General features: G+C 44.2%; 18 protein-coding genes. 9 read left to right on the top strand and 9 right to left on the bottom strand.

The annotated features are described in order from the left end of the window. Nucleotides 1-34: 34 nt before the first annotated feature. The 3 genes from HC752_RS05845 to rsuA form a co-directional block, all read right to left on the bottom strand. Nucleotides 35-694, bottom strand: a complete 660-nt coding sequence (locus tag HC752_RS05845) for a DUF2913 family protein (protein ID WP_190334199.1) — start codon at nt 692-694, stop codon at nt 35-37. Continuing rightward, nucleotides 694-1,884: a Bcr/CflA family multidrug efflux MFS transporter gene (locus HC752_RS05840; protein ID WP_190334198.1), complete on the bottom strand. Its 1,191-nt coding sequence runs from the start codon at nt 1,882-1,884 to the stop codon at nt 694-696. Before HC752_RS05840 ends, HC752_RS05845 begins: the two co-directional genes overlap by 1 nt. A gap of 214 nt (nt 1,885-2,098) precedes the next feature. Then, nucleotides 2,099-2,794, bottom strand: coding sequence for a 16S rRNA pseudouridine(516) synthase RsuA (gene rsuA / locus HC752_RS05835; protein ID WP_190334197.1), 696 nt, complete (start codon nt 2,792-2,794; stop codon nt 2,099-2,101). A 71-nt stretch (nt 2,795-2,865) separates the two neighbouring features. Between rsuA and HC752_RS05830 the strand changes: the two genes are divergently transcribed. From HC752_RS05830 to HC752_RS05810, 5 genes are all read left to right on the top strand, one after another. After that, nucleotides 2,866-4,602 (top strand): DEAD/DEAH box helicase, encoded by a 1,737-nt coding sequence (locus tag HC752_RS05830; protein ID WP_190334196.1) that lies wholly within the window; start codon nt 2,866-2,868, stop codon nt 4,600-4,602. Nucleotides 4,603-4,889: 287 nt separating this feature from the next. Beyond that, a complete protein-coding gene (locus tag HC752_RS05825) occupies nt 4,890-5,072 on the top strand; it encodes a hypothetical protein (protein WP_190334195.1) in 183 nt (60 codons plus the stop codon). Nucleotides 5,073-5,248: 176 nt separating this feature from the next. Next, nucleotides 5,249-5,647 carry a PepSY domain-containing protein gene (locus tag HC752_RS05820; protein ID WP_190334194.1) on the top strand — a complete coding sequence of 133 codons (399 nt, stop codon included), beginning with the start codon at nt 5,249-5,251 and terminating at the stop codon, nt 5,645-5,647. Nucleotides 5,648-5,652: 5 nt separating this feature from the next. Then, entirely contained in the window at nt 5,653-6,312 is a 660-nt protein-coding gene (locus HC752_RS05815; protein WP_190334193.1) for a response regulator transcription factor, read from the top strand. Next, on the top strand, nt 6,302-7,651 hold the full coding sequence (locus HC752_RS05810; RefSeq protein WP_190334192.1) for an ATP-binding protein: 1,350 nt from the start codon (nt 6,302-6,304) through the stop codon (nt 7,649-7,651). The genes HC752_RS05815 and HC752_RS05810 overlap by 11 nt, the downstream gene beginning before the upstream one ends. Here HC752_RS05810 and HC752_RS05805 read toward each other — a convergent pair. Next, a complete protein-coding gene (locus HC752_RS05805; RefSeq protein ID WP_190334191.1) occupies nt 7,648-8,103 on the bottom strand; it encodes an Lrp/AsnC family transcriptional regulator in 456 nt (151 codons plus the stop codon). The genes HC752_RS05810 and HC752_RS05805 overlap by 4 nt on opposite strands. Nucleotides 8,104-8,237: 134 nt before the next feature. On the opposite strand from HC752_RS05805, the gene HC752_RS05800 reads away from it, so the two are divergent. Both HC752_RS05800 and HC752_RS05795 read left to right on the top strand, forming a co-directional pair. Next, nucleotides 8,238-10,049, top strand: a complete 1,812-nt coding sequence (locus tag HC752_RS05800; protein ID WP_190334190.1) for a trans-sulfuration enzyme family protein — start codon at nt 8,238-8,240, stop codon at nt 10,047-10,049. Between the two features lie 342 nt (nt 10,050-10,391). Continuing rightward, nucleotides 10,392-14,477 (top strand): M4 family metallopeptidase, encoded by a 4,086-nt coding sequence (locus HC752_RS05795; RefSeq protein WP_190334189.1) that lies wholly within the window; start codon nt 10,392-10,394, stop codon nt 14,475-14,477. Between the two features lie 178 nt (nt 14,478-14,655). On the opposite strand, the gene HC752_RS05790 is transcribed toward HC752_RS05795, so the two are convergent. Further along, the gene (locus HC752_RS05790) at nt 14,656-15,258 is read right to left on the bottom strand and encodes a DedA family protein (protein WP_190334188.1); all 603 of its coding nucleotides are present in this window, start codon (nt 15,256-15,258) and stop codon (nt 14,656-14,658) included. After that, a complete protein-coding gene (locus HC752_RS05785) occupies nt 15,258-15,983 on the bottom strand; it encodes a glycosyltransferase family 2 protein (RefSeq protein ID WP_190334187.1) in 726 nt (241 codons plus the stop codon). The genes HC752_RS05790 and HC752_RS05785 overlap by 1 nt, the downstream gene beginning before the upstream one ends. Nucleotides 15,984-16,254: 271 nt before the next feature. Between HC752_RS05785 and rplY the strand changes: the two genes are divergently transcribed. Then, the gene (rplY, locus tag HC752_RS05780) at nt 16,255-16,533 is read left to right on the top strand and encodes a 50S ribosomal protein L25 (protein ID WP_190334186.1); all 279 of its coding nucleotides are present in this window, start codon (nt 16,255-16,257) and stop codon (nt 16,531-16,533) included. 136 nt (nt 16,534-16,669) lie between these two features. Here the strand turns inward: rplY and HC752_RS05775 are convergent, their stop codons facing one another. Both HC752_RS05775 and HC752_RS05770 read right to left on the bottom strand, forming a co-directional pair. Next, nucleotides 16,670-18,157 (bottom strand): chitinase, encoded by a 1,488-nt coding sequence (locus tag HC752_RS05775; protein WP_190334185.1) that lies wholly within the window; start codon nt 18,155-18,157, stop codon nt 16,670-16,672. Between the two features lie 398 nt (nt 18,158-18,555). Next, nucleotides 18,556-18,807 carry a DUF1289 domain-containing protein gene (locus HC752_RS05770; RefSeq protein ID WP_190334184.1) on the bottom strand — a complete coding sequence of 84 codons (252 nt, stop codon included), beginning with the start codon at nt 18,805-18,807 and terminating at the stop codon, nt 18,556-18,558. Nucleotides 18,808-19,023: 216 nt separating this feature from the next. Between HC752_RS05770 and HC752_RS05765 the strand changes: the two genes are divergently transcribed. After that, a complete protein-coding gene (locus HC752_RS05765) occupies nt 19,024-19,467 on the top strand; it encodes an META domain-containing protein (RefSeq protein WP_190334183.1) in 444 nt (147 codons plus the stop codon). A gap of 157 nt (nt 19,468-19,624) precedes the next feature. On the opposite strand, the gene metE is transcribed toward HC752_RS05765, so the two are convergent. Then, nucleotides 19,625-21,907 carry a 5-methyltetrahydropteroyltriglutamate--homocysteine S-methyltransferase gene (metE, locus tag HC752_RS05760; protein ID WP_190334182.1) on the bottom strand — a complete coding sequence of 761 codons (2,283 nt, stop codon included), beginning with the start codon at nt 21,905-21,907 and terminating at the stop codon, nt 19,625-19,627. Nucleotides 21,908-22,069: the final 162 nt, after the last annotated feature.

Genomic DNA, 22,069 nt, shown 5'->3' with positions numbered 1-22,069 from the left:
ACCATCAAACATGGTCGTTTAACTCAATGACACGTTAGTTCTTCATGCCAAAGCCAAGTGGAATTTCTGCTAGTTGGAGTCCGTGGTTATTAGGGTACACCAAGTACTCACCATGGTATTTCACCTTCGATTTGTAGTCGGTGACTTTATGAACCAAAAACCCTTGCTCCGTCGCCAAACGAATAAATTCGGCATGATTACCACGCACATACCAGCTCATTGGCTTGATTAAGTCGGCGCCATCAAAACAATCGTCACACTGATGCGAGCAGAGCAAAAACGAACTGTCTCCTTCGGTAAACACTTGAATTTTTTCGCGAACATCATACTCGGTACACACCGCCCACCCCTTCGCTTCCATGAAATCGATAAAACCTTCAATTTCGCTGTCTAGAATGGGTTTCGCTTCTTTCTCTACTGGCGTAAGTTCAGCGTATAACTGGGAAATTTGACGAAACAGCAAAAGTAGATCAAGTTGTGTACCTTTGCTTCGACCTGCTTTTTGCCAGCGGATCAAATCTCCACTGACGACTCGATGAAAGCGCTGACCTTTAATCGCACGTGTTATCCAGCGAAGAATAAAATGTGTATTGCTCACAGGTGTATCGGCTAAACGCCCTTTGTTGTGCTCTTCTGCCATTTCATCTAAAGCAGTATTCACTAGGTTTTGAATCTCAATATGGTATTTAGACATTACGCCTTTCTTCCTAACGTCCAGTAAAACAGTGCCGATAATACCGCACAGAGCGTCATCATCATAATCATTGGTACTTGCGTCTCCGACGGCATAAAGGCAACCAACGCGCCCGCGAGGGATCCCATGCCAAACCTCATTGTCCCCGCCAAAGAAGAGGCCGTACCCGCCATATTAGGATACCCACTCAGTAATAACGCCATACTGTTACTACCTATTGTCGCAATAGTCCCAATAAACAACATGACGAAAGGGACAATACCCCATAATCCTAAATTAAATAGCCAACCAAGAAAGAGTCCAAGCCCTGCAATTAATTTAAGCGCTAACCCAAGCCTTAGCATCCAATGCGAACCAACCCTCTTAACAATCCGACCGTTGAGAATCGTCATCAGGATCATACAGATGATATTCAACCCAAAGAGATAACCAAAATGCTCGGGAGTGACATGATAAAGATCGATGTAAACAAAAGCCCCTGCGGTCAAGAAAACAAACATGCCAGAAAATGAAAATGCGCTGGCAAGAATCAGCCCCAACGCGACCGGATTTCGGAACAATTTGGCGTAATTTCTTAAACTAGTTCTGAAATTTAGTGGCTGACGATTCTCTGCTGCCAGTGTCTCAGGGATTTTCCATAGAACGGCAGCGATCACCACAACGGAGAATATGGCCAACGTCCAGAAGATGGAACGCCACCCCAGCCAAACCGCTAAGTGCCCGCCTATCATTGGTGCAACTAACGGTGCTAGTGTCATCACAAGAGTGATAAAAGACATGGTTCGTGAGAAGTCTTCTCTGTCGAACATATCTCGAACAACTGCAGCAATAACGACAGCCGCCGCTGCGCCGGCAAACCCTTGCGCGACACGTACCGCCATTAACGCATCAATACCTGTTGTTGTCGCCGAGACCATTGAGGCGAGTGCAAACAAGACAACGCCGATGAGTAGCACGGGTCTTCTGCCATAGCTGTCTGACAGTGGTCCATGCAATAACTGCCCAAACGCAAACCCCAAGGTATAAGCGGTTAACGTGATTTGCACCTCACCTGCGGTGACTCCTAAATCCTTTGCTATCGCTGGCATTGCTGGCAAATACATATCGATCGCAAGCGGAGTAAGAGCGCCAATGGCTCCTAAAATAATAAACAGCAATAAGCTGAGCTGGGGTGTCTTTTGAGACGACATAACTCTCCTAGTGTTAGGAAAAGGATTTAAAAACGGGCAGTGATAGATATATAAATTCCGTTCTTTAGGGCGTAAAGCACTTAACTCTAACTACATTTAGCTATCAAGATACTTAAACTATAAAAGCGCTTAGATATAAAGAATACTAGCGATAAAAATACTTAACGATCTCACATATTCAGAGTGATGACGCTGCGCATCGCCTAAGCTTTAATCACGAGTAAACAGAATCAATTTCTTCTTGGGTGAGATAACGATATTCACCAGGTTCAAGACCTTCATCCAAATAGATGTCACCAATACGTTCTCGGTGGAGCCTTTCCACTTTATTGCCAAGCGCTGCAAACATACGCTTAACTTGATGATACTTACCTTCATGAATCGTCAGCAGTACTTCTTTTTCATCGATGATTTCAAGCTGAGCAGGCAAAGTAGGCTCTTTTTCATTTCTGAGCTCAATGCCCTGTGTGAACTGCTCAACATACTCTTGTTGCACGGGATCAGCAAGCCACACACGATAGGTTTTTTCGCACTTATGTTTGGGTGAGGTAATGCGATGTGACCACTTACCATCATCGGTAATGAGCACTAACCCGGTCGTATCCACATCCAGCCTACCTGCGAAGTGTAAATTCTCCATTTTCACTTCATCCAACAACACAAACGCGGTGTGGTTAAACCCGTCTTCGTGGGAACACACAAATCCTTCAGGCTTGAACAGCATGATGTATCGCGGCCCCTGCATTTGAATCGTACGCCCTTGCCATTCAACGTCGCATGCTTGAGTTACTTTAAAAGCACCGCTTTTTTGCATGGTGCCATTGACGGTTACATCGCCACTTTTAATGATTTTGGTGGCTTCTTTTCGTGTTGCTCCCAGAGCATCACAGATAAATTTGTCTAAACGCATGGATACCTCGTAACTACTAAGTCAGGTATTATACCCAGCAAATCAAAATAAATGACGATTTTCATTACTGTATGTACACCCTTCGCCCCTACCAAACCGATTCCGTTAAAGCCGTCGTGCATTATTTCCGTAAACATAGCTCTCCTGCGGTAATCGTACTTCCCACAGGCGCAGGCAAAAGCCTCGTGATTGCGGAATTAGCCCGTTTAGCGAAAGGAAGAGTGTTAGTGCTTGCCCACGTAAAAGAGCTGGTCGAGCAAAATCATGCCAAATACGAAGGGTACAATTTGCAGGGTTCCATTTTCTCGGCAGGTTTAGGGCGCAAAGAAACAGATCAGCAAGTCGTGTTTGCATCTGTCCAATCTGTTGTCCGAAACCTTGATGCATTCGCCAATCAGTTTTCATTGTTGGTTATCGACGAATGCCATCGCGTTCCCGACAATACCAGCAGCAGTTACCGCAAAGTCATCCGTCACCTTCAGTCCATTAACCCAGGCATCAAAGTTTTAGGGTTAACGGCAACGCCTTATCGTCTTGGTATGGGCTGGATTTACCAGTACCACACCCGTGGATTGGTTCGCAGCGAAGAACCTCGGTTTTTTCGCGACTGCATTTTCGAACTACCGATTCACTACCTGCTTGATGAAGGGTTTCTTACTCCGGCGAAATTGATCGACGCGCCTGTATTAAGCTACGACTTTTCACAGCTCAAGCCCGCCGCAACTGGACGCTATAAAGAGTCCGAGATGGATATGGTTATTGAGCAATCAAAGAGAGCCACGCCTCAGATCGTTGAACAAATTATTGCCCAAGCCCAAAACCGATATGGGGTGATGATTTTTGCGGCAACGGTCAGACATGCTCAAGAAATCCTTTCCCTCCTGCCGGAAAACGAGAGCTCCCTTGTCATTGGTGATACGGAAACCAAAGAACGTGACCGTATTATCCAATCTTTTAAACAGCGTGAGATCAAATTCCTTGTTAATGTCTCCGTTTTGACTACTGGATTTGATGCACCTCACGTCGATTTAATCGCCATTCTTCGCCCTACCGAATCGGTGAGCTTATACCAGCAAATTGTTGGGCGAGGGCTTCGTCTTTCGAATGGAAAAACAGAATGTTTAGTGCTGGACTACGCGGGCAATAGCTACGACTTATATCAGCCCGAAATTGGCAACCCAAAACCGGATTCAGACAGTGAAATCATCACCATTCCCTGCCCATCTTGCGGCTTTAACAACAGCTTTTGGGGCAAACTCGATGCCAGCGGGTTTCTTGTGGAACACTATGGTCGAAAATGCCAAGGTTATTTCGAAGACGAAGAGGGCACGCGTGAACATTGCGATTACCGTTTCCGAGCAAAGTATTGCCCTGAATGCGGAGCGGACAACGACATTGCGGCACGAATATGCCACGAGTGCGACGCCACATTAGTGGACCCAGACAAAAAACTGAAAGAAGCACTCAACCTCAAAGATGCCCTCGTCTTTGAATGTACCGACATGCAATTGTCCGTGCATAAAGATGATAAAGGCAAATCGCAACTCAAAGTAACCTACTATGGCGACAACAACGCGCAAGTCCATCAGTTTTGGTCGTTGACGACAAAAAAACAGAAAGAGAACTTTCAAAAAGCCTTTGTTCGCCCTCACCTAGCGGATCGTCATCGCCCATTCGAAGAGAGCTCACCCACCAAGGTGGTCAACCACCAGCATAGATTTCGATTACCCCAGTTTGTTATTGCCCGAAAAGTAGGTCGATTCTGGAAAATGAGGGATAAAATTTTCGACGATGAGCTTACCCAATAAAATGGCGTTGTCATCAAAATGGGTAGACCACGACATTCTGAGAATCCAACATGCTCACTTAACGCAGCCTCGACACCCAATCTTTTAGAGTGTTGTGTTCTGTTGCAATTACTAACATTTTTCATATCGAATACGAAAGACTGAGCACAGTATCGTATGTAAAATCACCGCTCATCCAATCACCACCGCTAGGTGTTGACTTAAGGTGCCACTTGTTCAACTGGATTGATTGAGTTGCCCACGCCTTTTGCAGGCTTCTTTGTCTTCGGTTTTCAATAGAGGGTGCTTTGAGCCAATTTATCTACCTTTTCAGAAAGCTGGCTGCTTTTATTGCAGTCGCGATTGCCTTTGCCTTTGTTTTCGGAAAAATACCGGAAGAGCAGGAAATGCTTGCACTGAATGCTTTCATTCTTTCTGCTGTTATCGCCTACAAACGCAAACAAATATACCCAAATAAAAAGGCTCGCTAGTTTTTTTCATTCAGCATCAACGCCTTTAATCAGCCCTTTCTTTCCCTCCACTATTCGTCAAAATTCATCCATTAATCTCAAATCTGGCAGAATCTTCTTGTTATACCTAAAGTTCACTTTCTATTCATTTTTACTTGTTTATACTCGATTATAGTTATCGCTTTTAAGGTAAGTCTATGTTTCGACGTCCTATTGCAGCCATCACACTACTTCTACTCCCACTCGGGACAAGTCAGGTCTATGCTTTTCAAGATGAATCCCCTAATTCGCTCGTGAGCAACATTCCACCTAATGGCGATCAGGTTGAAATCGATGAAGATCAGGATGATGTCTATGAAGCTGTTCAAGCAGGGCGTATTCAGCCATTTTCCGCTTTGTATGAGGCGGTTGAAAATCAGCTAAATGGTCGAGTCATTAAAGTTGAATTAGACAAAGACGATGACCAATGGATATATGAACTCAGACTGGTACACGATAACAACGTGATTAAAGTTGAATACGACGCCAGCACCCTTGAGCTGGTACAAATCAATGGCAGAAACCTCAATCAAGTTATAAAGCAAAATAAGAAGTAATCGAAATGAAAGTACTTGTAGTAGAAGATGATCCTCGTTTGGGTGAACAAATTATTGACACTTTGGAGCAAGCCGACTGGGTTCCTGAATTATCACAAGATGGTATCGATGCCTTGTATCGAGCAACTTCCGAAGAATGGGATATGATTGTGCTGGATCTTGGCTTACCTAAATTAGATGGTTTGACGGTTCTGAAAGGCATTCGAGACGAGAACATCAATACACCAGTCATCATTCTTAGTGCACGCGATACCTTGTCCCAACGTGTTGAGGGTTTGAATGCCGGCGCGGACGATTACTTAACGAAACCTTTCGAAATGGTAGAATTGATCGCTCGCATACGCGCGCAACTGCGCCGTGCGTCTGGCAATGCATCGCCTATTTTGCAGGTTGGTGATTTAAGCTTAGACACGCGCACCTCCAAAGTATTATGGCAAGGACAAGCGATTAGCCTTACGGCGTTGGAATATAAAGTGGTTGCTTACTTTATGCATAATGCAGAAAAAGTCATTTCTAGAACGGAATTGGTTGAGCATATATATAAGCAAGACTTCGATCGAGACTCCAATACCATTGAAGTGTTTATTGGACGAATTCGCAAAAAAATTGCACCAGATGTCATTAAAACCGTACGTGGGCTTGGGTATCAACTGAATGCTAATTAAACCCGCTTTTGTTCGCCACTTAAGCCTCAGAAACCGCCTTCTTGCTACGGCGGTTATTTGGTTGGGGATAATGGTATTCTCAGCCGGTCTTCTTATTCCGAATTTAATCAAAGACTATCTGGAAAAAGATATTCGACAGCAATTAAGCCTGTCATTGGACGAGCTCACGGCCAATATTGATGTGGATAGGTATGGTCGGATGGTCATGCCATTTCGACTCTCCGATCCTCGCTTCAATCGCCCATACAGTGGCTTATATTGGATGGCTGCCACTGAAAATCAAATTATGCGCTCACGTTCGCTATGGGATCAGTTGATCACCTTTAAACGCTTCAAAGGGGCAAAAGGCGCAAACGGAGAAAAACTCGTTTATATTCAAAGAAACATATACCTGCCCGATTTTTCTGAGCCCATCACCATTACTGTCGGGTTAGATGAGCAGCCATTAGAAGACACACTCCATGCTTTAATGGGGCAGATATCCATGGTGCTCATGTTGCTTTTTGTCGGCATTTTAATCCTCATTGGGCTGCAAGTTTCTTGGTCACTCCGACCACTCGGGAAAATGCAGAGAGAGCTCCACAAGTTACGATCTGGGGAGCAAAACGCGCTTGAAAACCACTACCCAAAAGAAGTGCAGCCTCTCACTTCAGACTTGAATGCCTTGCTTTTCCACTATCAAGAATTATTGCAGCGTGCCCGAAATCACGCAGGCAATTTATCTCATGCGTTAAAAACACCCATTTCTGTTCTTAAAAACGAGGTATCTCAACTTGATTCCGATACCAAAAGTAAATTAGAACCTTCCCTCATCAACTTACAACAGCAAATTGATTACCACTTAGGTCGCGCTCGAATGGCAGGATCAATGCATATTTTGGCGGTCAGTTGCCAACCAAGCGATCAAGTTGATGCGATTTCCATGGCATTTGACAAGGTATTCGCAGACAGAGATATCCTACTCATCAACGAGCTCAATTCCGATCTGCAAGTCGCCGTCGAAGCAACAGACATGGATGAGATGCTAGGCAACTTACTCGAAAATGGATACAAATGGGCCAAATCCCAAATCCGCGTATATTCAGAGCCTGTTTCCGATACGCAAGTAGCATTGGTTATTGAAGATGATGGTCCGGGCATTCCAGATGAAAAGAAAGCACTTGTCATGAAAAGAGGGGTTCGCCTCGACGAAGAAACGCCGGGATCAGGGTTAGGCTTAAACATTGTTCAAGAAATGGCACACAGTTATCGAGGACAACTCATTCTGGAAGACAGTGATTCTGGCGGCACCAAAGCCAAGCTGATCATTAACTTTTGCACAAATCAAAAAAAGCGCTAACGAATGGGCAGTGCAAATTGCTTTTTAACCTGTCCAAACGCAAAACTGGACTCTATCGACTCTATATGCGGTAAGCAAGTCAACTCTTTGCGGATAAACCTTTCGTAAGTCTGTAAAGAGTGACTGACCACTCGCAAAAGGTAATCGTGACTGCCCGTCATCAAGAAACACTCCATCACCTCTTCCATGTCTTGCACCATCGCCTCAAACTGGCGGATGTTGTCTTCTGTCGGTTTTTCTAACTTGACCAACACAAAAACATTGATTGGTAACCCACACTTCTCTTGGTCAACATGAGCATGATACCCCTGTAACAAACCTTGTTTTTCAAGTGCCCTTACCCTTCTTAAACATGGGGAAGGCGATAGCGACACTCTGTCGGCTAACTCTTGATTGGTTAGACGCCCATCTCTCTGAAGTTCATTTAGTATCTTTTTATCAATGCTATCCATAAATTGCTCAAAACCATTCTCTATTAAAAATATCTGCTAACTTCCATTCAATTTAGAGCATAGATTGCAATCATTCACCCTGAACCTGCCCTTAAAATTAACATTATGTTAACTAAATCGCGCAAGGATGCTTTATGAACCCTGAAAAACAGCTTAGCCCGTTAAGAAACTCGACATCCGAAGACAGTGCTATTGCACTGGCTACAGAACAAGCAAAGCACTTTGGTATTGATGTCAATACAGACTACGGTCATACACTAGTAGAGCTTGCTACAACGTTGTATCACGCAAACAGCAAAACCCACGATTTATGGGCCATCACCATGGAAGGGTTAAGTGGCTTAGACAAAAGTGATCGAATTGCATGGTTCAACGCAAAACGATTCCTCTCATTCCAGTTAGCGAAAATCCTTGATAATCTTCAAAATCCGATGCGTGCTACTTATCAATCTATCGCAACAAATCAAGGTCATTTTGCGGCAAAAGGGGCATACCCAATCTTTGACAATGTTGCTGCCATTTTTTCAGCAAGCCCTGTCATTACTCGAACCGCAACGTATTTATTTGCCTGTACCGAATGGGTTGAAGATGCGTTTAATGGCAGGGAACCCCTGCATGAAATCTATTCTCGCCTACTCAACCCAACCTCGATCAGTTTGGCGAATCACATTGTGGATATCGAAGCGGGAACAAACGCCAATCAGTACTTAGCTTGGAATTTTAATTCCGGCATGGCAGCAATCGATGGGCTACTCAGCCATACTCTTGGTCGACAGGACATCGTTATCGCATCTCGAAACATATACGGTGGTTCATATCAACTGCTGCACGACTGGTATCGAAAATCGTCCAATCTTGATGTGGCTATCGAATGGGTTGATGGCTATGAAGCCGACGACTTTTCTACCGCTATGGATTCTGTGGCAGAAAAATACTCAGACAGAATCCAAGCTGGCAAGCAAATATATATTTATTTAGAAAGCCCATGCAATCCACACGGTTATGTTCTTGATGTGGCTGGCATATCCAAAGCCGCACACCAACGCAATTGGATGGTCATGGTGGATACAACCGTGGGGACACCTTTTTTGCATCCAGTATTAAAGAAACCCGATCCCATGGAGCGTCCGGATTTTGTTATCCATTCATACACCAAAGAATTGGCCGGTTCTGGAACAACCACGGCGGGTGTCGTAATAGGGCGAAATGAAGAAATGTTCATACCTAAAGGCGACTCTGTCAGTTATAAATTGGCAAATGGGAAAACCCGCCAACGGCATTGGGACGAAACCCTTTTTTGGAATGTTTACTACGTAAAAGGGGCTTTCTTAGACGCCGATAAAGCGTTTGAAGTATTGAACGGCATGAAGACATTTGAATTACGAGTGATTCAAAAATCAGTGAACACATTAGCGCTTGCACGAGTATTTGATGCGCACCCTGATATTAACGTGTCTTGTCCCGGCCTTGAAAATAACCCCAACTACCCTGTCCTTAAAGAGAATATGCACCTTTCATTACCCGCCTCCTTGTTTACCATTGATATGGAAGGTAATGGAAGCCGTCATGCAATTAACAAAGACGTATATAAGCAGTTTTTCGATATGCTAGAGCCTGCGATAGGCATGCAAGTCAGCCTTGGGCAAACCAACACGGTGGCTCTCTGTCCCGCCATGACAACACATTCCGAGCTATCAGAAAAGGCTCAAGAGGCAGCGGGAATCAAGCCGACAACTATGCGCATTTCCGTCGGCTTAGAAGATCCTAGAATGTTTCTTGCGCACCTCGTTAACGCAGCAAAACTGTCAATCGACTTGGTACATCCAGATTTTTCGCACCAATTCCCTTCTCCAGAAAAAATCGATGAGATTTACCTAAAAACGTACATCGAAGTCCACCAAAAATTTGCAATGAGCACGCCTAGTTTTAGTCAATATTCCGAATAAGACTCGCTTAATCCATAACCAAGCCAATAAGCACCAATAGATATTGAGGTACTTATTGGTTTGCGTTTCAATGTCCAATACTTGCCGTTTAGATCACGTGTCGTTGATAAACTCATTGATTTAGTCAATGCAATACCATTAAATACCGTACGCACACCTATGAAGTGAAATGCAATAAAATGATAACAAGTTTATGTGGTAATGAACGCTCAACACTTGCGCTTTTAGGGCTTGTTAAATCTGGAACCATTTTTCTTCGAGCTCAGCTCATCAAAGAGAACAACTCAATTCTTGGCTAGTTAAGGCTGCATGTTCAACGTGCAGGAATAAGGATATTTCATCGTGTTTAAATATGCGGGGCAAATTGTACCCACAAAAATCTCTAATTTGCGCCCCAATAGAATGGTTGTCGCACTTTGCACTTCGATACCGTTCATTTTCTATCTCCCTAATACATTCGCTGCTGATTCTGTCTCACTGAACCTAAATCAATTATACAAGCAGGACATTGTCTCCAGCGCTCAAGGGAATCAGCCGACAGTAAAAACCATCTCAAGTAGCGATGCTGTATTAACTGAGCTGAAAAAAGCTTACGCACTGGCAGATAATGAAGCATTTCAACGATTAAAAAGTGTACGTTCTTCTACAGGGCAGCTACACCAAAGATATGTTCAGACAATTAACGGTGTGCCTGTTTATGGCAAACAAGTATCAATACATTTTGATGGAAAAGGCATTTACTGGTTAAGTGGGCAAATCATAGTCGGCGCGAGCCAAGACATCCAATCAGGCGCACTTTTCCGCACTCTTGCTGATTCAGATGCACAAAACATAGCAAAAACATATTTTGAAGCGCACTTTGCTAAAGGGAAGTTATGGACTTTTGAACGGGAAAGTAGCCTGACTACCATTGCATTGAAGGAACGACAAGCCGTCGAGGTCAAACACGTTACTTTCATCGCAACCCCTTATGGTCACGCAGCAAACCCAATTCGTTTCAACGCTTTTGTGAATAAGCAAGGACAAGTTATCGAAGCGTGGAATTCCATGACACACGCCCAAGCAAGTGGCCCTGGCGGTAATCTAAAAACAGGTCGATACGACTACGGAACAGACTACGACCATTTAGACGTTACTCAAAATGGAAATGAATGTTTACTGGAAAACAATCGGGTTCGCACTCTTAACATGAACCACTCTCGATATGGGGGATCGGTTCACTCTTTTACTTGTTCAACCAACAATGAAAAAGAAATTAATGGCGCGTATTCTCCATTAAACGATGCCCACTACTTCGGTGGCATTGTATTTGATTTATATAACGATTGGTTCCAACTTTCCCCTTTAAACCAGAAGCTCGAAATGCGAGTCCATTACGGTAACAGTTACGAAAACGCATTCTGGGATGGGCAAAGAATGACCTTTGGAGATGGTGCAAATCGCTTTTATCCACTGGTTAGCCTTGATATTGTCGCCCATGAAGTTTCCCATGGTTTTACTGAACAAAACAGCAGCCTCATTTACGCAAACCAATCTGGCGGTATTAATGAATCGTTTTCAGATGTTGCTGGCGAAGCCGCTGAATATTTTATGACTGGCAGTAACGATTGGCTGGTTGGAGAAACGATTTTTAAAGCGGATAACCAAGCGCTTCGATACTTTGAAGACCCAACCAGAGATGGCAATTCGATTGGACATGCTGATAACTATTATACTGGCATAGATGTTCATTACAGCAGTGGGGTATTCAACCGAGCTTTCTACCTACTCGCAACCTCTGTTGGCTGGGATATTCAAAAGGCCTTCACAACGTATGTCGATGCGAACCGATTTTATTGGACACCCAGCACCACTTACGTAGAAGGTGCATGCGGAGTGATACTGGCTGCCAGAGATAAAGGGTATGACTGGCAAGTACCTTATAACGTGTTCGCTCAAGTAGGGGTCACTTGTGCTAATTTGCCTATAGATACCGACAATGATGGCATGCCTGACTTATGGGAAATCACCTACGGGTTAGACGAAACCGACGCAAATGATGCAGCGCTTGATGGTGACAACGACCAATTAACCAATCTGCAAGAGTTTCAGAATAAAACCAATCCTACTCTCAGCGATACCGATGATGATGGGCTTGCCGATGGGGTTGAGTTAACCATACACAGTACAGATCCTACCCTCGCAGATACAGATCAGGACACTTTACCTGATGGCTGGGAGGTGGCATATCAGTTCAACCCATTATCCGACACCGACGCCGCATCTGATGCTGATTTGGACACCTATAGCAATAAAATTGAGTATACATTGGGGACCGACCCACGCGATGCAAGCTCGAAGCCAACGCACATCTCCAGCTACTCCACGTCATTCGAATCTGACCTCACATTAGATTGGAGTACGCCCAATAACTCAAAAGCTGGATGGGATTTTGATACAGGGTATCAGACCGATGGTGCGAGAAGCTTAAAATCAGCTCCAATTACGGATAACCGAACGGCTGAAATTCAGTGGGAAAACTACTTTGAAGTAGGTTTGCTCGAATTTGATTACAAGGTTTCTTCAGAGGATAGCTATGACTTCTTAATTGTAGAGGTCAATTCAGAAGAAAAACTGCGGATTTCCGGTGAATCGTCTGGTCGACAAGAAATTCAGCTTAACCGAGGGCTGCACAAAATAGTTTTCAAATATATTAAAGATGGAAGTATAGAACGAGGTAGCGACACAGCTTGGATCGACAATTTAATGTATTCGTCGTTCGATACGGACCAAGATGGAATCAATGATACTTGGGAACTTCAATACGGATTCGATCCCAACAACGCTCATGACGCCAACCTTGATCCAGACAATGATGGATTAACGAACTTAGAAGAGTACTTAAACCAGACCAATCCAACGGAACCGGATTCGGATTCAGACGGGTTAAGTGATGGCTATGAGGTGAATACTTCTCACACCCAACCAAACCATTCAGACTCAGATGGTGATGATCTGCCTGACGGATTTGAATCAGATAACGGTTTAGACCCTCTAAACTCAGCCGACGCCTCATTAGATAAAGACTCAGACGGTGTAAGCAACATTGATGAATATCGATTAGGCTCAGATATCAATGACGCTAGCTCATTGCCCACACAAATTAGCCACTTATTTGAATCGTTTGAATCCGATCTACCCGCGTACTGGTATAAACCAGACTCATCGGATAAATCTTGGGTGCAAACAAACTCCTATGCCACAGATGGTACGTTTAGTATCGCTTCAGATAACATTACTCATGGACAAGTATCCACCATTGAATTTTTAGGCTATTTCCCAAAATCGGAGGTTCAATTCGATTACAAGATTGAATCCGAAAGTACATACGACATATTCGAAATACGACTAAATGGGGAAGTTCTAAAGTCGATCAGTGGTTTTCAGTCTGGAACGGCATTTTTTGATATCCCAAGCGGAGTGCATACGATGACATTCCGGTATTCAAAAGACATCTCCTTATCAAGCGGTGCTGACAGAGTTTGGGTGGATAACTTACGGATAATAAATACCGATAGTGATAATGATGGAATACCAGACACATGGGAGCAAGAGTATGGTCTCGACCCAAACAATCCAAGTGATGCTATATTGGACCTTGATAACGATGGATTAACGAATCTTCAAGAATTTACACATCAAACCAACCCTTCAATGAGCGATACGGACTCCGACAAGCTTTCTGATGCGGAAGAGGTGCTTGAAATTGGCACCGATCCCAATTTAAGCGATACGGACAGCGACTCCATACCGGACGGTTGGGAGCATAAACATGGTCTGGATCCATTACATGATGATAGCGACTTAGACTCAGATTCCGATAACTTAAGCCACTTAAATGAGTTCAATTACGGGACTAACCCCAATAACCCTGATACAGATGAAGATTCGTTACTGGATGGCTATGAAGTAAATGCTCTCAATACAAACCCATTAGACTCGGATACAGACAAGGATAAGATGCCAGATGGCTGGGAAGTCGAGTATGGTCTAAATCCATTAGCTGCATCAGATGCGTTATCAGATAAAGACAACGACGGTCTCACCGCTCTTCAAGAATATGAGTATGGAACGAACCCCAATTCATTGGATTCTGACGGTGATAGCATGCCGGATAAGTGGGAACACGATAACAGTCTCGACCCAACGGATGCAGTAGATGCGGCTGGGGATGCAGACGGGGATTCACTCACAAACTTAGGCGAATACATCGCGAAAACCAACCCAATGGATCCTGATACAGACAAAGACGGTATACCGGATGGACGTGATCCGGCTCCAACCCAAAAACACATTGAAACGGGTGGCTCTAGCGGCGGGTCTAGCTCGATACTTGCTTTGCTTGGATTGCTCTTACTCGTATTTGCACGTCAAAAAAATAGGCGCTAATCACCCAAACGCCCTAGAGAATCCTCTAGGGCTTTTTCAAACCACCAACCTTTTTCAAACCACCAACGTCGACGGCTTCTGTTCAGTAGCCACCGAATTCAGTAAGTCGCCGAATAACGGCTACGCAAACCATTGAGGTTCTCCTGTACACTATCAATAAGAAACAGGAGAAATGTTTTTATCCAACATTGTTATATATTCTTTTACTCTGACTGCTGGCTTCTCGACACCAATAAACGCTGAAGACGAAAACAACAAAGAATACAGACAGTAGTACACTGTGTTCTTTTACAAAAACTTGAATCTGGGTGAGCAAACCCAATGAATCCAGTCCAGAAGAAATGAGATAGCCCCACAATACAAACTGCCCAACCCCCAAAAAGACGCCGATGGAATCGTAGCCAGTAAATCGACGCCACCCCACTCTACTTCCTCCGGCAATAAACGGGACAACCCACGCAATAGGACCCAGTAACCGAGCCATTGCGATCACCCAAGATCCTTTTCGGTACATTAACAACCGAGCATGAGCAAATACTCTCCGTAAACTGGGTTTAAAATGAACAAGCCTGCGTTGAATACGTTGACCGTAATGCCTCCCGATGAAATAACTGCATTGATCACCAATAAGCGCCCCTAAAAGCACGGCTAACACCCCTGCCACACTCCCCTTATGAAGTAAGTAGCCAGCACTGAGTAGGAAGGGTTCCCCCATCACAATTACATTCGGACCAATTAGCCCATCGAATAGCGCGCCAATAAATAACGTTAAGGATTCCATTAGTGATTGTAATGTCCGAATTTATATTCCATTTCTTGGTTACGCATTTCTCCAAAGAAAAAACGCCTAACATTGGCTTTTAGATACAGCCAACCGGTTGAGGCAAGACCATCTTGGTCTAAACGACGAGGGTCAAATTCAAACGTCATAGGAAGGAAACGAAAGCGCCATGTTTGACTAGCGCGTTTCACATAATCACAATCTTCACATAGGATAATCTGCTCATCAAACCCTGCTAAATCAGCATGCACTCTTTTGGTCGAAAAAATACAAGCCCCCACTGCGGTAGGAAATACAAACTGAGTTGCAAACAATCCAATGTTAAATAGTGTATAGCCTGCTTTATGAGCAAATGGCAAGCCCTTGGCTCCCATATAAACCCCCGCAACCTCTAACTTTGATTTAGAGAGCTTTTCGAGTGCATTGTGTAAAAACGAGGGTTGCAAACGTACATCCGCATCCAAAAATAACAGTCGGTTGTGCTTAGCCATGGATGCGCCTGTGTTTCTGCCTAAACCGACTCCCCTTGATCCCATATTGTGTACAGTGAGCTCAGGCAAGCTATCATTGAAGGAAGATGCGATGCTCATGGTTTCATCATCACTGTTAGAATCCACGAGTATTACTTCAAAATTGCGATAAGTTTGCTGACTGAGATCTTTTAGTAGATTTGCAACTCTTGTTTCTTCATTTAATGTAATCACAATAACGCTGATCGGTGGCATGGGTAGACTCTCTATTTTGCTGGCTGTGATGTTCAAGCTAACAAGAAGAAGATTAACTTATGGTGAGGCTAAGATTCACTTTCAATTCATCGCACTGTAAAGCTTTGTTTTGCTCAATTTAGCATGAATTTTCTTGCTCCCAGAAAACGAGAATGTTAGTATCCGCGCTCGCTGTTGATTGACTTGTACAAGCTAATCCGGCGCTAGCATCATCGACTAGGTCGCTATGTTGGTGGTGAATATTAAATTTTGCTATTTGAGAGTAAATCTTATGAAACTTAAAGCAGTATTGCGTACTGAGCTAGGTAAGGGTGCGAGCCGCCGCCTACGTCACGCTGGTCAATTCCCAGCAATCGTTTACGGTGGTGAGGCAGCGCCTGTTTCTATCACTCTTAACCACGATGAAGTAATCAACCAAATGGATAAGCCTGAATTCTACGAAGCAATCACTCTAGTGATTGACGGCGCTGAAGTTCAGGTTAAGCCGCAAGACGTACAACGTCACGCGTTCAAGCCAAAAGTTGAGCACATGGACTTCATCCGCATCTAATTCCTCACCAAGGAATTAGCCGGAAAAAATCCAACCTTTTGCATATAAGACTCTCGGATTTACCAACCGAAAGCTGTAAAAATTAGAAACCCCAGCTGCTACCAACAGCTGGGGTTTCACCTTTCTGCGATTTACCTTATTTTGCTGGGCAAGCTACCTCATCCCAGAACCAATTCGTTTGTGTTGGCGTTTCCCACACTCCGGGATCATTTTTAGCAACAAAACATTTGCCGTTATGCGTCACTTTCGCACCAACGCCCACATCCGTTTTTCCGGCTTCCCAAACAATAAATCCACTTGGATCAGGTGTTGGATCCGGAGTTGGGTTTGGATCCGGATTAGGAGTTGGCGTAGGATCTAACTTATCAACCACCCTAACTTCTGGCCAAGTCTGATGAGATAGGTAAAAATTGGTCACACACTTCTCGTAGTCGCCAGGAACAAGTGCAGAATACGCTGTTTGATAGCCTACCAATTTACACTCATATGAGATCCCTTCTGGTCGATCTGCATGATAAGAGAAATCCGCTTCCCAGTTAGTATAAAGTACGTCTGTCGCACCATTTAAATTCAAACTTCCGTATGGTGTTTGCTGCCAACATGTGTTTGATTCATCCGCTTCGATGGGGATATTGTAATGCGCTGCTAACCCTTCCCAGTATCGGATTCGGTTGACTGGCTGACCTTTGTCTTTGTTCTGCTCGCCACACTCAATACCGCCATTGATGATATTGATGGTTGTACCAAATCCATAACCAATGCCCGCATCAATTTCGCGCTGAGACGGCTTCCAAGTACGGTCAATGACATGCAACATCGCAGGTTTCGGTGCTTGAGGTGTTAGATAGAACCAAATTGCCGACGCGAGGTTTAGCCACGTATCTGCGACAAGCGCTGGATTATTCAGTAATACTGTCGCATCGCCATCGTACATGACCTCAGAGAACGGCCCGTAATTAAAGTGATAAGAAAGCTGTTTGGCACCGCGACCAAAGTAACCTTGGTTTGGCGAACAAGGCCAACGTCGATTCTGCCAATCATTTTGACCACATCCCGTCGTATAGCCAGGTTGACCTTCAGACCATCCCATTTCGCGAACATGCACTAATGCTTGTTGCCACTCTTCTAACGCTAATGGGTTATCCCATACGTTGTCTTTTGCGATGTGACCGCCAGTCTCTTGTGCAAAGTGAGCAAATGCCGTGACAATAGATTTCTTACAAATCGCATCGGCATTACGACCATCAGTGTAGTCGCCACAGAATGCCGGAAACTTACCAATCGCTCTCAAGAATTTTGTATACGTATACTCGGGGGCAGCCATCTGAGTGAGGAAATCCCACTCACTGCGAGGAAAAACCCTTTCCACTCGCTTCACGTTATCTGGGTTTGTCGCTAACCCAGCATCAATCGCTTCTACGATGGAATTCGGGCGAGTTTCCAACGCTTTAGCCCATATGGCATACATAGGGTCGGCTGTTTTCGCTTGCTCAGCCGCTTGCAAATCGGCCCTCGACACAATGTACCCAGTCGGGTTTTGAGGATCGGGTTGTATGTTCATAGCAAACGCACTACTTGCCATAGTGCAGCCAATCAACGTGGATATCAGCGTTCTCTTCAACATTTTGTCCATTCCTTGTTCTTGTTTTCCAGATGCATTAAAGTTCAACATCCATCAATAAAGTCATCCACAACCACTCCAACCTGTGGTGATGAAATGAAAATGAATCTATGACAGCCTACTGAGTAGCAGATTAAAGCTGTTCACAGAGTTCTAATCGCAAAAACTATAATTAATGCAACTGGTATTACTGTGCGAAGTGGAGCAATTTTCTACAAGCAAATGTAATTTATAGGATTTTTGCGAGCGATAACTAGGAATTCTATGGAATCAAATGGATCAGTTACTTTTTTTCTGGATTGAAATCCGCTACAGAAAAGAGTCAAGTTTATATAGAACAGTGAGCAGAAAAATAAAAGAGGCGTCCACGTCTGATATAGAGAGGATAAGTGTGGGGAGGATTAAAATAGATCTTGTTGCGGGCTTGTTTCCTCAAGCTCGGTTTGGACTGCCTGATTACGTTGCTTCATGATTTTTCTTCGATAACGTTGGCGGCATAGCTTGATAACATGTAGCTGCTGGGTGGGCGACATGTTTAACCAGTCAAAACGTTCTTGTCGGTTGCGCATACAACCCTGACAATACCCTTTTTCATCCACCGTACACACTTGAACACATGGGCTCGGCACGTTGAAAAATTCCAACTGTTCCATACTCCCTCCTATGCTTAGCGGTCTTTACTTAATCATAACACTTTACTCACCATACGGCATACCCACCGAATTAGAGAGAAACTCCTCATCGTTATTCACATCAAAATACAATGAATAAATGTAATGGTTTTACGCTTTTAGCAGTATTATTATGACTTTGTGCTGACAAGAAAGTAAACTTGTTGAATATACTGCACGGAATTTTGAAAACACGTCTTGGAGCTTCGAATGAAAAAGCAACTCGCTCTTATCGCTTTACCTGTTATTCTGGCAGCTTGTACCAGCAACGGAGATGCATCGGTGGTAACCAAAGAGGATCTACAACATCATCATTGGATTCTGGCTCAAGTCGATGGGCAAGACTACGTACAACCAGAGCGCGGCACTCCCCCGAGTATTGAAGTCGGTGAAGAGATGACCGTTAATGGTTTCGCTGGTTGTAATGGTTACTTTGGGCAAGGTGAACTCAAAGATGGTCGATTCCGTGTTGATGGCATGGGCATGACTATGATGATGTGCTCCGATGAAATGATGAACATTGAACAAGTGATGTCAGACACATTAAGTGAGTGGAGCGATATCACTCTAACGGACAACACATTGACACTTAAGAATAATAAACATCAGGTCACATTTAAGCTGCGTGACTGGGTAAATTAACCGCGACTTTAGCCCACACACCTCATAATTCGTCCTCAGATTTCAGGACGAGACACACATTTCAGAACTAGACAACAAAACAATAAAAGCCCCCGCTCTTAGAGTAGGGGCTTTTTACTGTTTAGCTCGATAACATTATTTCAATTAGATACGGTTATTACTGCCATTGCGCTCTTAATGTTTTTGCCGCGTTCACCATGTTTCTTAATGACGCTTCCGTTTCCTCCCAGTTACGTGTTTTCAACCCACAGTCTGGGTTAACCCAAAGACGTTTTGCTGGAATTTTCGCAGCGGCTTTTTCAAGCAAATCCACCATCCACTCTTCCGTTGGAATATTTGGCGAATGAATATCGTAGACACCCGGACCAATCTCGTTTGGATAGTTGAACTCTTCAAATGCTTTCAATAGCTCCATGTTTGAACGAGACGTTTCAATGGTAATGACATCTGCATCTAACGCAGCGACGGATTCGATGATCTCATTAAACTCGCTGTAACACATGTGGGTATGAATCTGGGTTTCCGGCTTTGCACTTGCCGCGGAGATTTTAAAGGATTCAACCGCCCAGTTTAGGTATTCTTCATGATCACGTTTCTTAAGCGGTAAACCTTCACGAATCGCCGGTTCATCAATCTGAATGATGTTGATGCCTGCATCCTGTAGATCACTTACTTCATCGCGCAAAGCAAACGCTAACTGCTGCGCAATTTCTTTACGGGTAATGTCTTCGCGCGGGAATGTCCAGCATAGAATCGTCACAGGTCCTGTTAGCATGCCTTTCATTTGCTTACGGGTTAGAGACTGAGCATAAGTTGACCACTCGACTGTTATCGGCTTTTCACGTTCGATATCAGCCACAACAATCGCGGGTTTCACACATCGCGAACCATAGCTTTGAACCCAACCAAACTTGGACGTTTGGAAGCCAGCCAAATTCTCCGCAAAGTACTCTACCATGTCGTTACGTTCTGCTTCACCGTGAACCAACACATCGAGATCCAATGCTTCTTGACGCTCAACCGCATCTTTAATATGCCCTTTCAGCGCCGCTTCATAATCGGCTTCAGATAATATTCCGGTACGGAACGCGCTGCGTTGTGTGCGAATTTCGCTGGTTTGAGGGAATGAACCAATTGTTGTCGTTGGTAGCAGTGGTAAACCCAGTACTTCAGCTTGGTGATGAGCACGCTCTTCGTACGGTGCACTTCGGTTAGCCAAATCACTCGTAATCGCGTTAACCCGTGCTTTCACTTGAGGCTTATTCACATGATCTGCGGTTTTGCGTGCCACAATCGGTTGGCTGTACACTTCACACTCTGCAATGGCTTTCGCGTCACCATTTAAAGCAGCACCAAGCAGGCTAACTTCGCTCAGTTTTTGTTTTGCAAACGCAAACCAGCTTTTCACCTCTTCTGTTAACTCCGTTTCAAGCTCAAGATCAATTGGGCTGTGAAGCAATGAACAGGCACTACCAATCCAAAGGCGTTCACCCAGTTTTTCTTTCACAGGTTGCAGTCTTTGCAACCAAGCATTAACGTCTGCACGCCAAACGTTACGACCATTGACCACTCCTGCTGACAATACCCAATTTTCAGGCAATTTGTTTACAACAGCTTCTAGCTGTTCAGGTGCTGCTGAAAGGTCCACGTGCACGCCATCAACTGGAAGTGCCGTTATATAATCGAAATGTTCTTCCACGGAATCAAAGTACGTGGTCAGAAGCAGTTTTACATCACCTTGAATAGTTTGGTAAGCCAACTTAAATGAATCTAACCATGTGCTATCTAGCTCTAGGGCTAGGATAGGTTCGTCAATCTGCACCCACTCAACACCCAGTGTTGAGAGTTTCGCTAAAATCGCTTGGTAAGCGGTAAGAAGGCGAGGAAGAAGAGTGAGTCGATCAAACCCTTCTTCAACTTCTTTACCCAAGAACAGGTAGCTTACTGGACCAAGAAGGACGGGTTTGACTTCATGCCCTGCTTCAATGGCTTCGTTGACTTCTTCAAAAAGCTGAGGCCAGCTCACTTCGAATGAAGCATCGCTGCTGAATTCAGGAACGATGTAGTGATAGTTGGTGTTGAACCACTTTGTCATGTCGGATGCCGCAGACCCACAACCACAACTGGACTGCGACTGACCACGACCTACGCGGAACAGGGTATCTAAATCTGGGGAGCCCTTTTTATGACGAGAAGGAACATTCCCTAATAACAAACTGGTTGTAAGTACATGGTCGTACCATGCGAAATCACCCGCAGCAACATAACTCAGCCCACTCTCCGACTGATCTTTCCAATGACGTTGTCTTAATTCGCTACCAACATCTTTCAGTTCTTGCTGAGAGATTTCACCACGCCAATATTTTTCCTGCGCAAATTTGAGTTCTCGTTTTTCGCCAACACGTGGGTAGCCGAGGATGTGAGTCTTAGTCGTCGCCATAATGATTTTTCCTTGCACATAAAATTAAGAAGTCTGGATGGCTAAAATATCTCTTGAATCTCCTAGTTGAGCAATTTCCATTTATTCAACTTGTTTATTATTTATTTTCATGTTTGAATCCAACTCAGACGTCTAGACGTTTACAATAAGGCTAGAATCACG

It is taken from the genome of Vibrio sp. S9_S30 (genome assembly GCF_014694455.1).
Taxonomy (GTDB): Bacteria; Pseudomonadota; Gammaproteobacteria; order Enterobacterales; family Vibrionaceae; genus Vibrio.
This window is presented reverse-complemented; position numbering and strand designations above follow the sequence as displayed.

Excerpts from the sequence above, each read along its gene's own strand:
- HC752_RS05810 (WP_190334192.1), top strand. The coding sequence starts at position 6,302 with ATGCTAATTAAACCCGCTTTTGTTCGCCACTTAAGCCTCAGAAACCGC.
- HC752_RS05775 (WP_190334185.1), bottom strand. The coding sequence starts at position 18,157 with ATGTTGAAGAGAACGCTGATATCCACGTTGATTGGCTGCACTATGGCA.
- HC752_RS05815 (WP_190334193.1), top strand. The coding sequence starts at position 5,653 with ATGAAAGTACTTGTAGTAGAAGATGATCCTCGTTTGGGTGAACAAATT.
- HC752_RS05840 (WP_190334198.1), bottom strand. The coding sequence starts at position 1,884 with ATGTCGTCTCAAAAGACACCCCAGCTCAGCTTATTGCTGTTTATTATT.
- HC752_RS05770 (WP_190334184.1), bottom strand. The coding sequence starts at position 18,807 with ATGGAACAGTTGGAATTTTTCAACGTGCCGAGCCCATGTGTTCAAGTG.
- HC752_RS05785 (WP_190334187.1), bottom strand. The coding sequence starts at position 15,983 with ATGCCACCGATCAGCGTTATTGTGATTACATTAAATGAAGAAACAAGA.
- HC752_RS05800 (WP_190334190.1), top strand. The coding sequence starts at position 8,238 with ATGAACCCTGAAAAACAGCTTAGCCCGTTAAGAAACTCGACATCCGAA.
- metE (WP_190334182.1), bottom strand. The coding sequence starts at position 21,907 with ATGGCGACGACTAAGACTCACATCCTCGGCTACCCACGTGTTGGCGAA.
- HC752_RS05845 (WP_190334199.1), bottom strand. The coding sequence starts at position 694 with ATGTCTAAATACCATATTGAGATTCAAAACCTAGTGAATACTGCTTTA.
- rsuA (WP_190334197.1), bottom strand. The coding sequence starts at position 2,794 with ATGCGTTTAGACAAATTTATCTGTGATGCTCTGGGAGCAACACGAAAA.
- HC752_RS05830 (WP_190334196.1), top strand. The coding sequence starts at position 2,866 with ATGTACACCCTTCGCCCCTACCAAACCGATTCCGTTAAAGCCGTCGTG.
- rplY (WP_190334186.1), top strand. The coding sequence starts at position 16,255 with ATGAAACTTAAAGCAGTATTGCGTACTGAGCTAGGTAAGGGTGCGAGC.
- HC752_RS05820 (WP_190334194.1), top strand. The coding sequence starts at position 5,249 with ATGTTTCGACGTCCTATTGCAGCCATCACACTACTTCTACTCCCACTC.
- HC752_RS05805 (WP_190334191.1), bottom strand. The coding sequence starts at position 8,103 with ATGGATAGCATTGATAAAAAGATACTAAATGAACTTCAGAGAGATGGG.
- HC752_RS05790 (WP_190334188.1), bottom strand. The coding sequence starts at position 15,258 with ATGGAATCCTTAACGTTATTTATTGGCGCGCTATTCGATGGGCTAATT.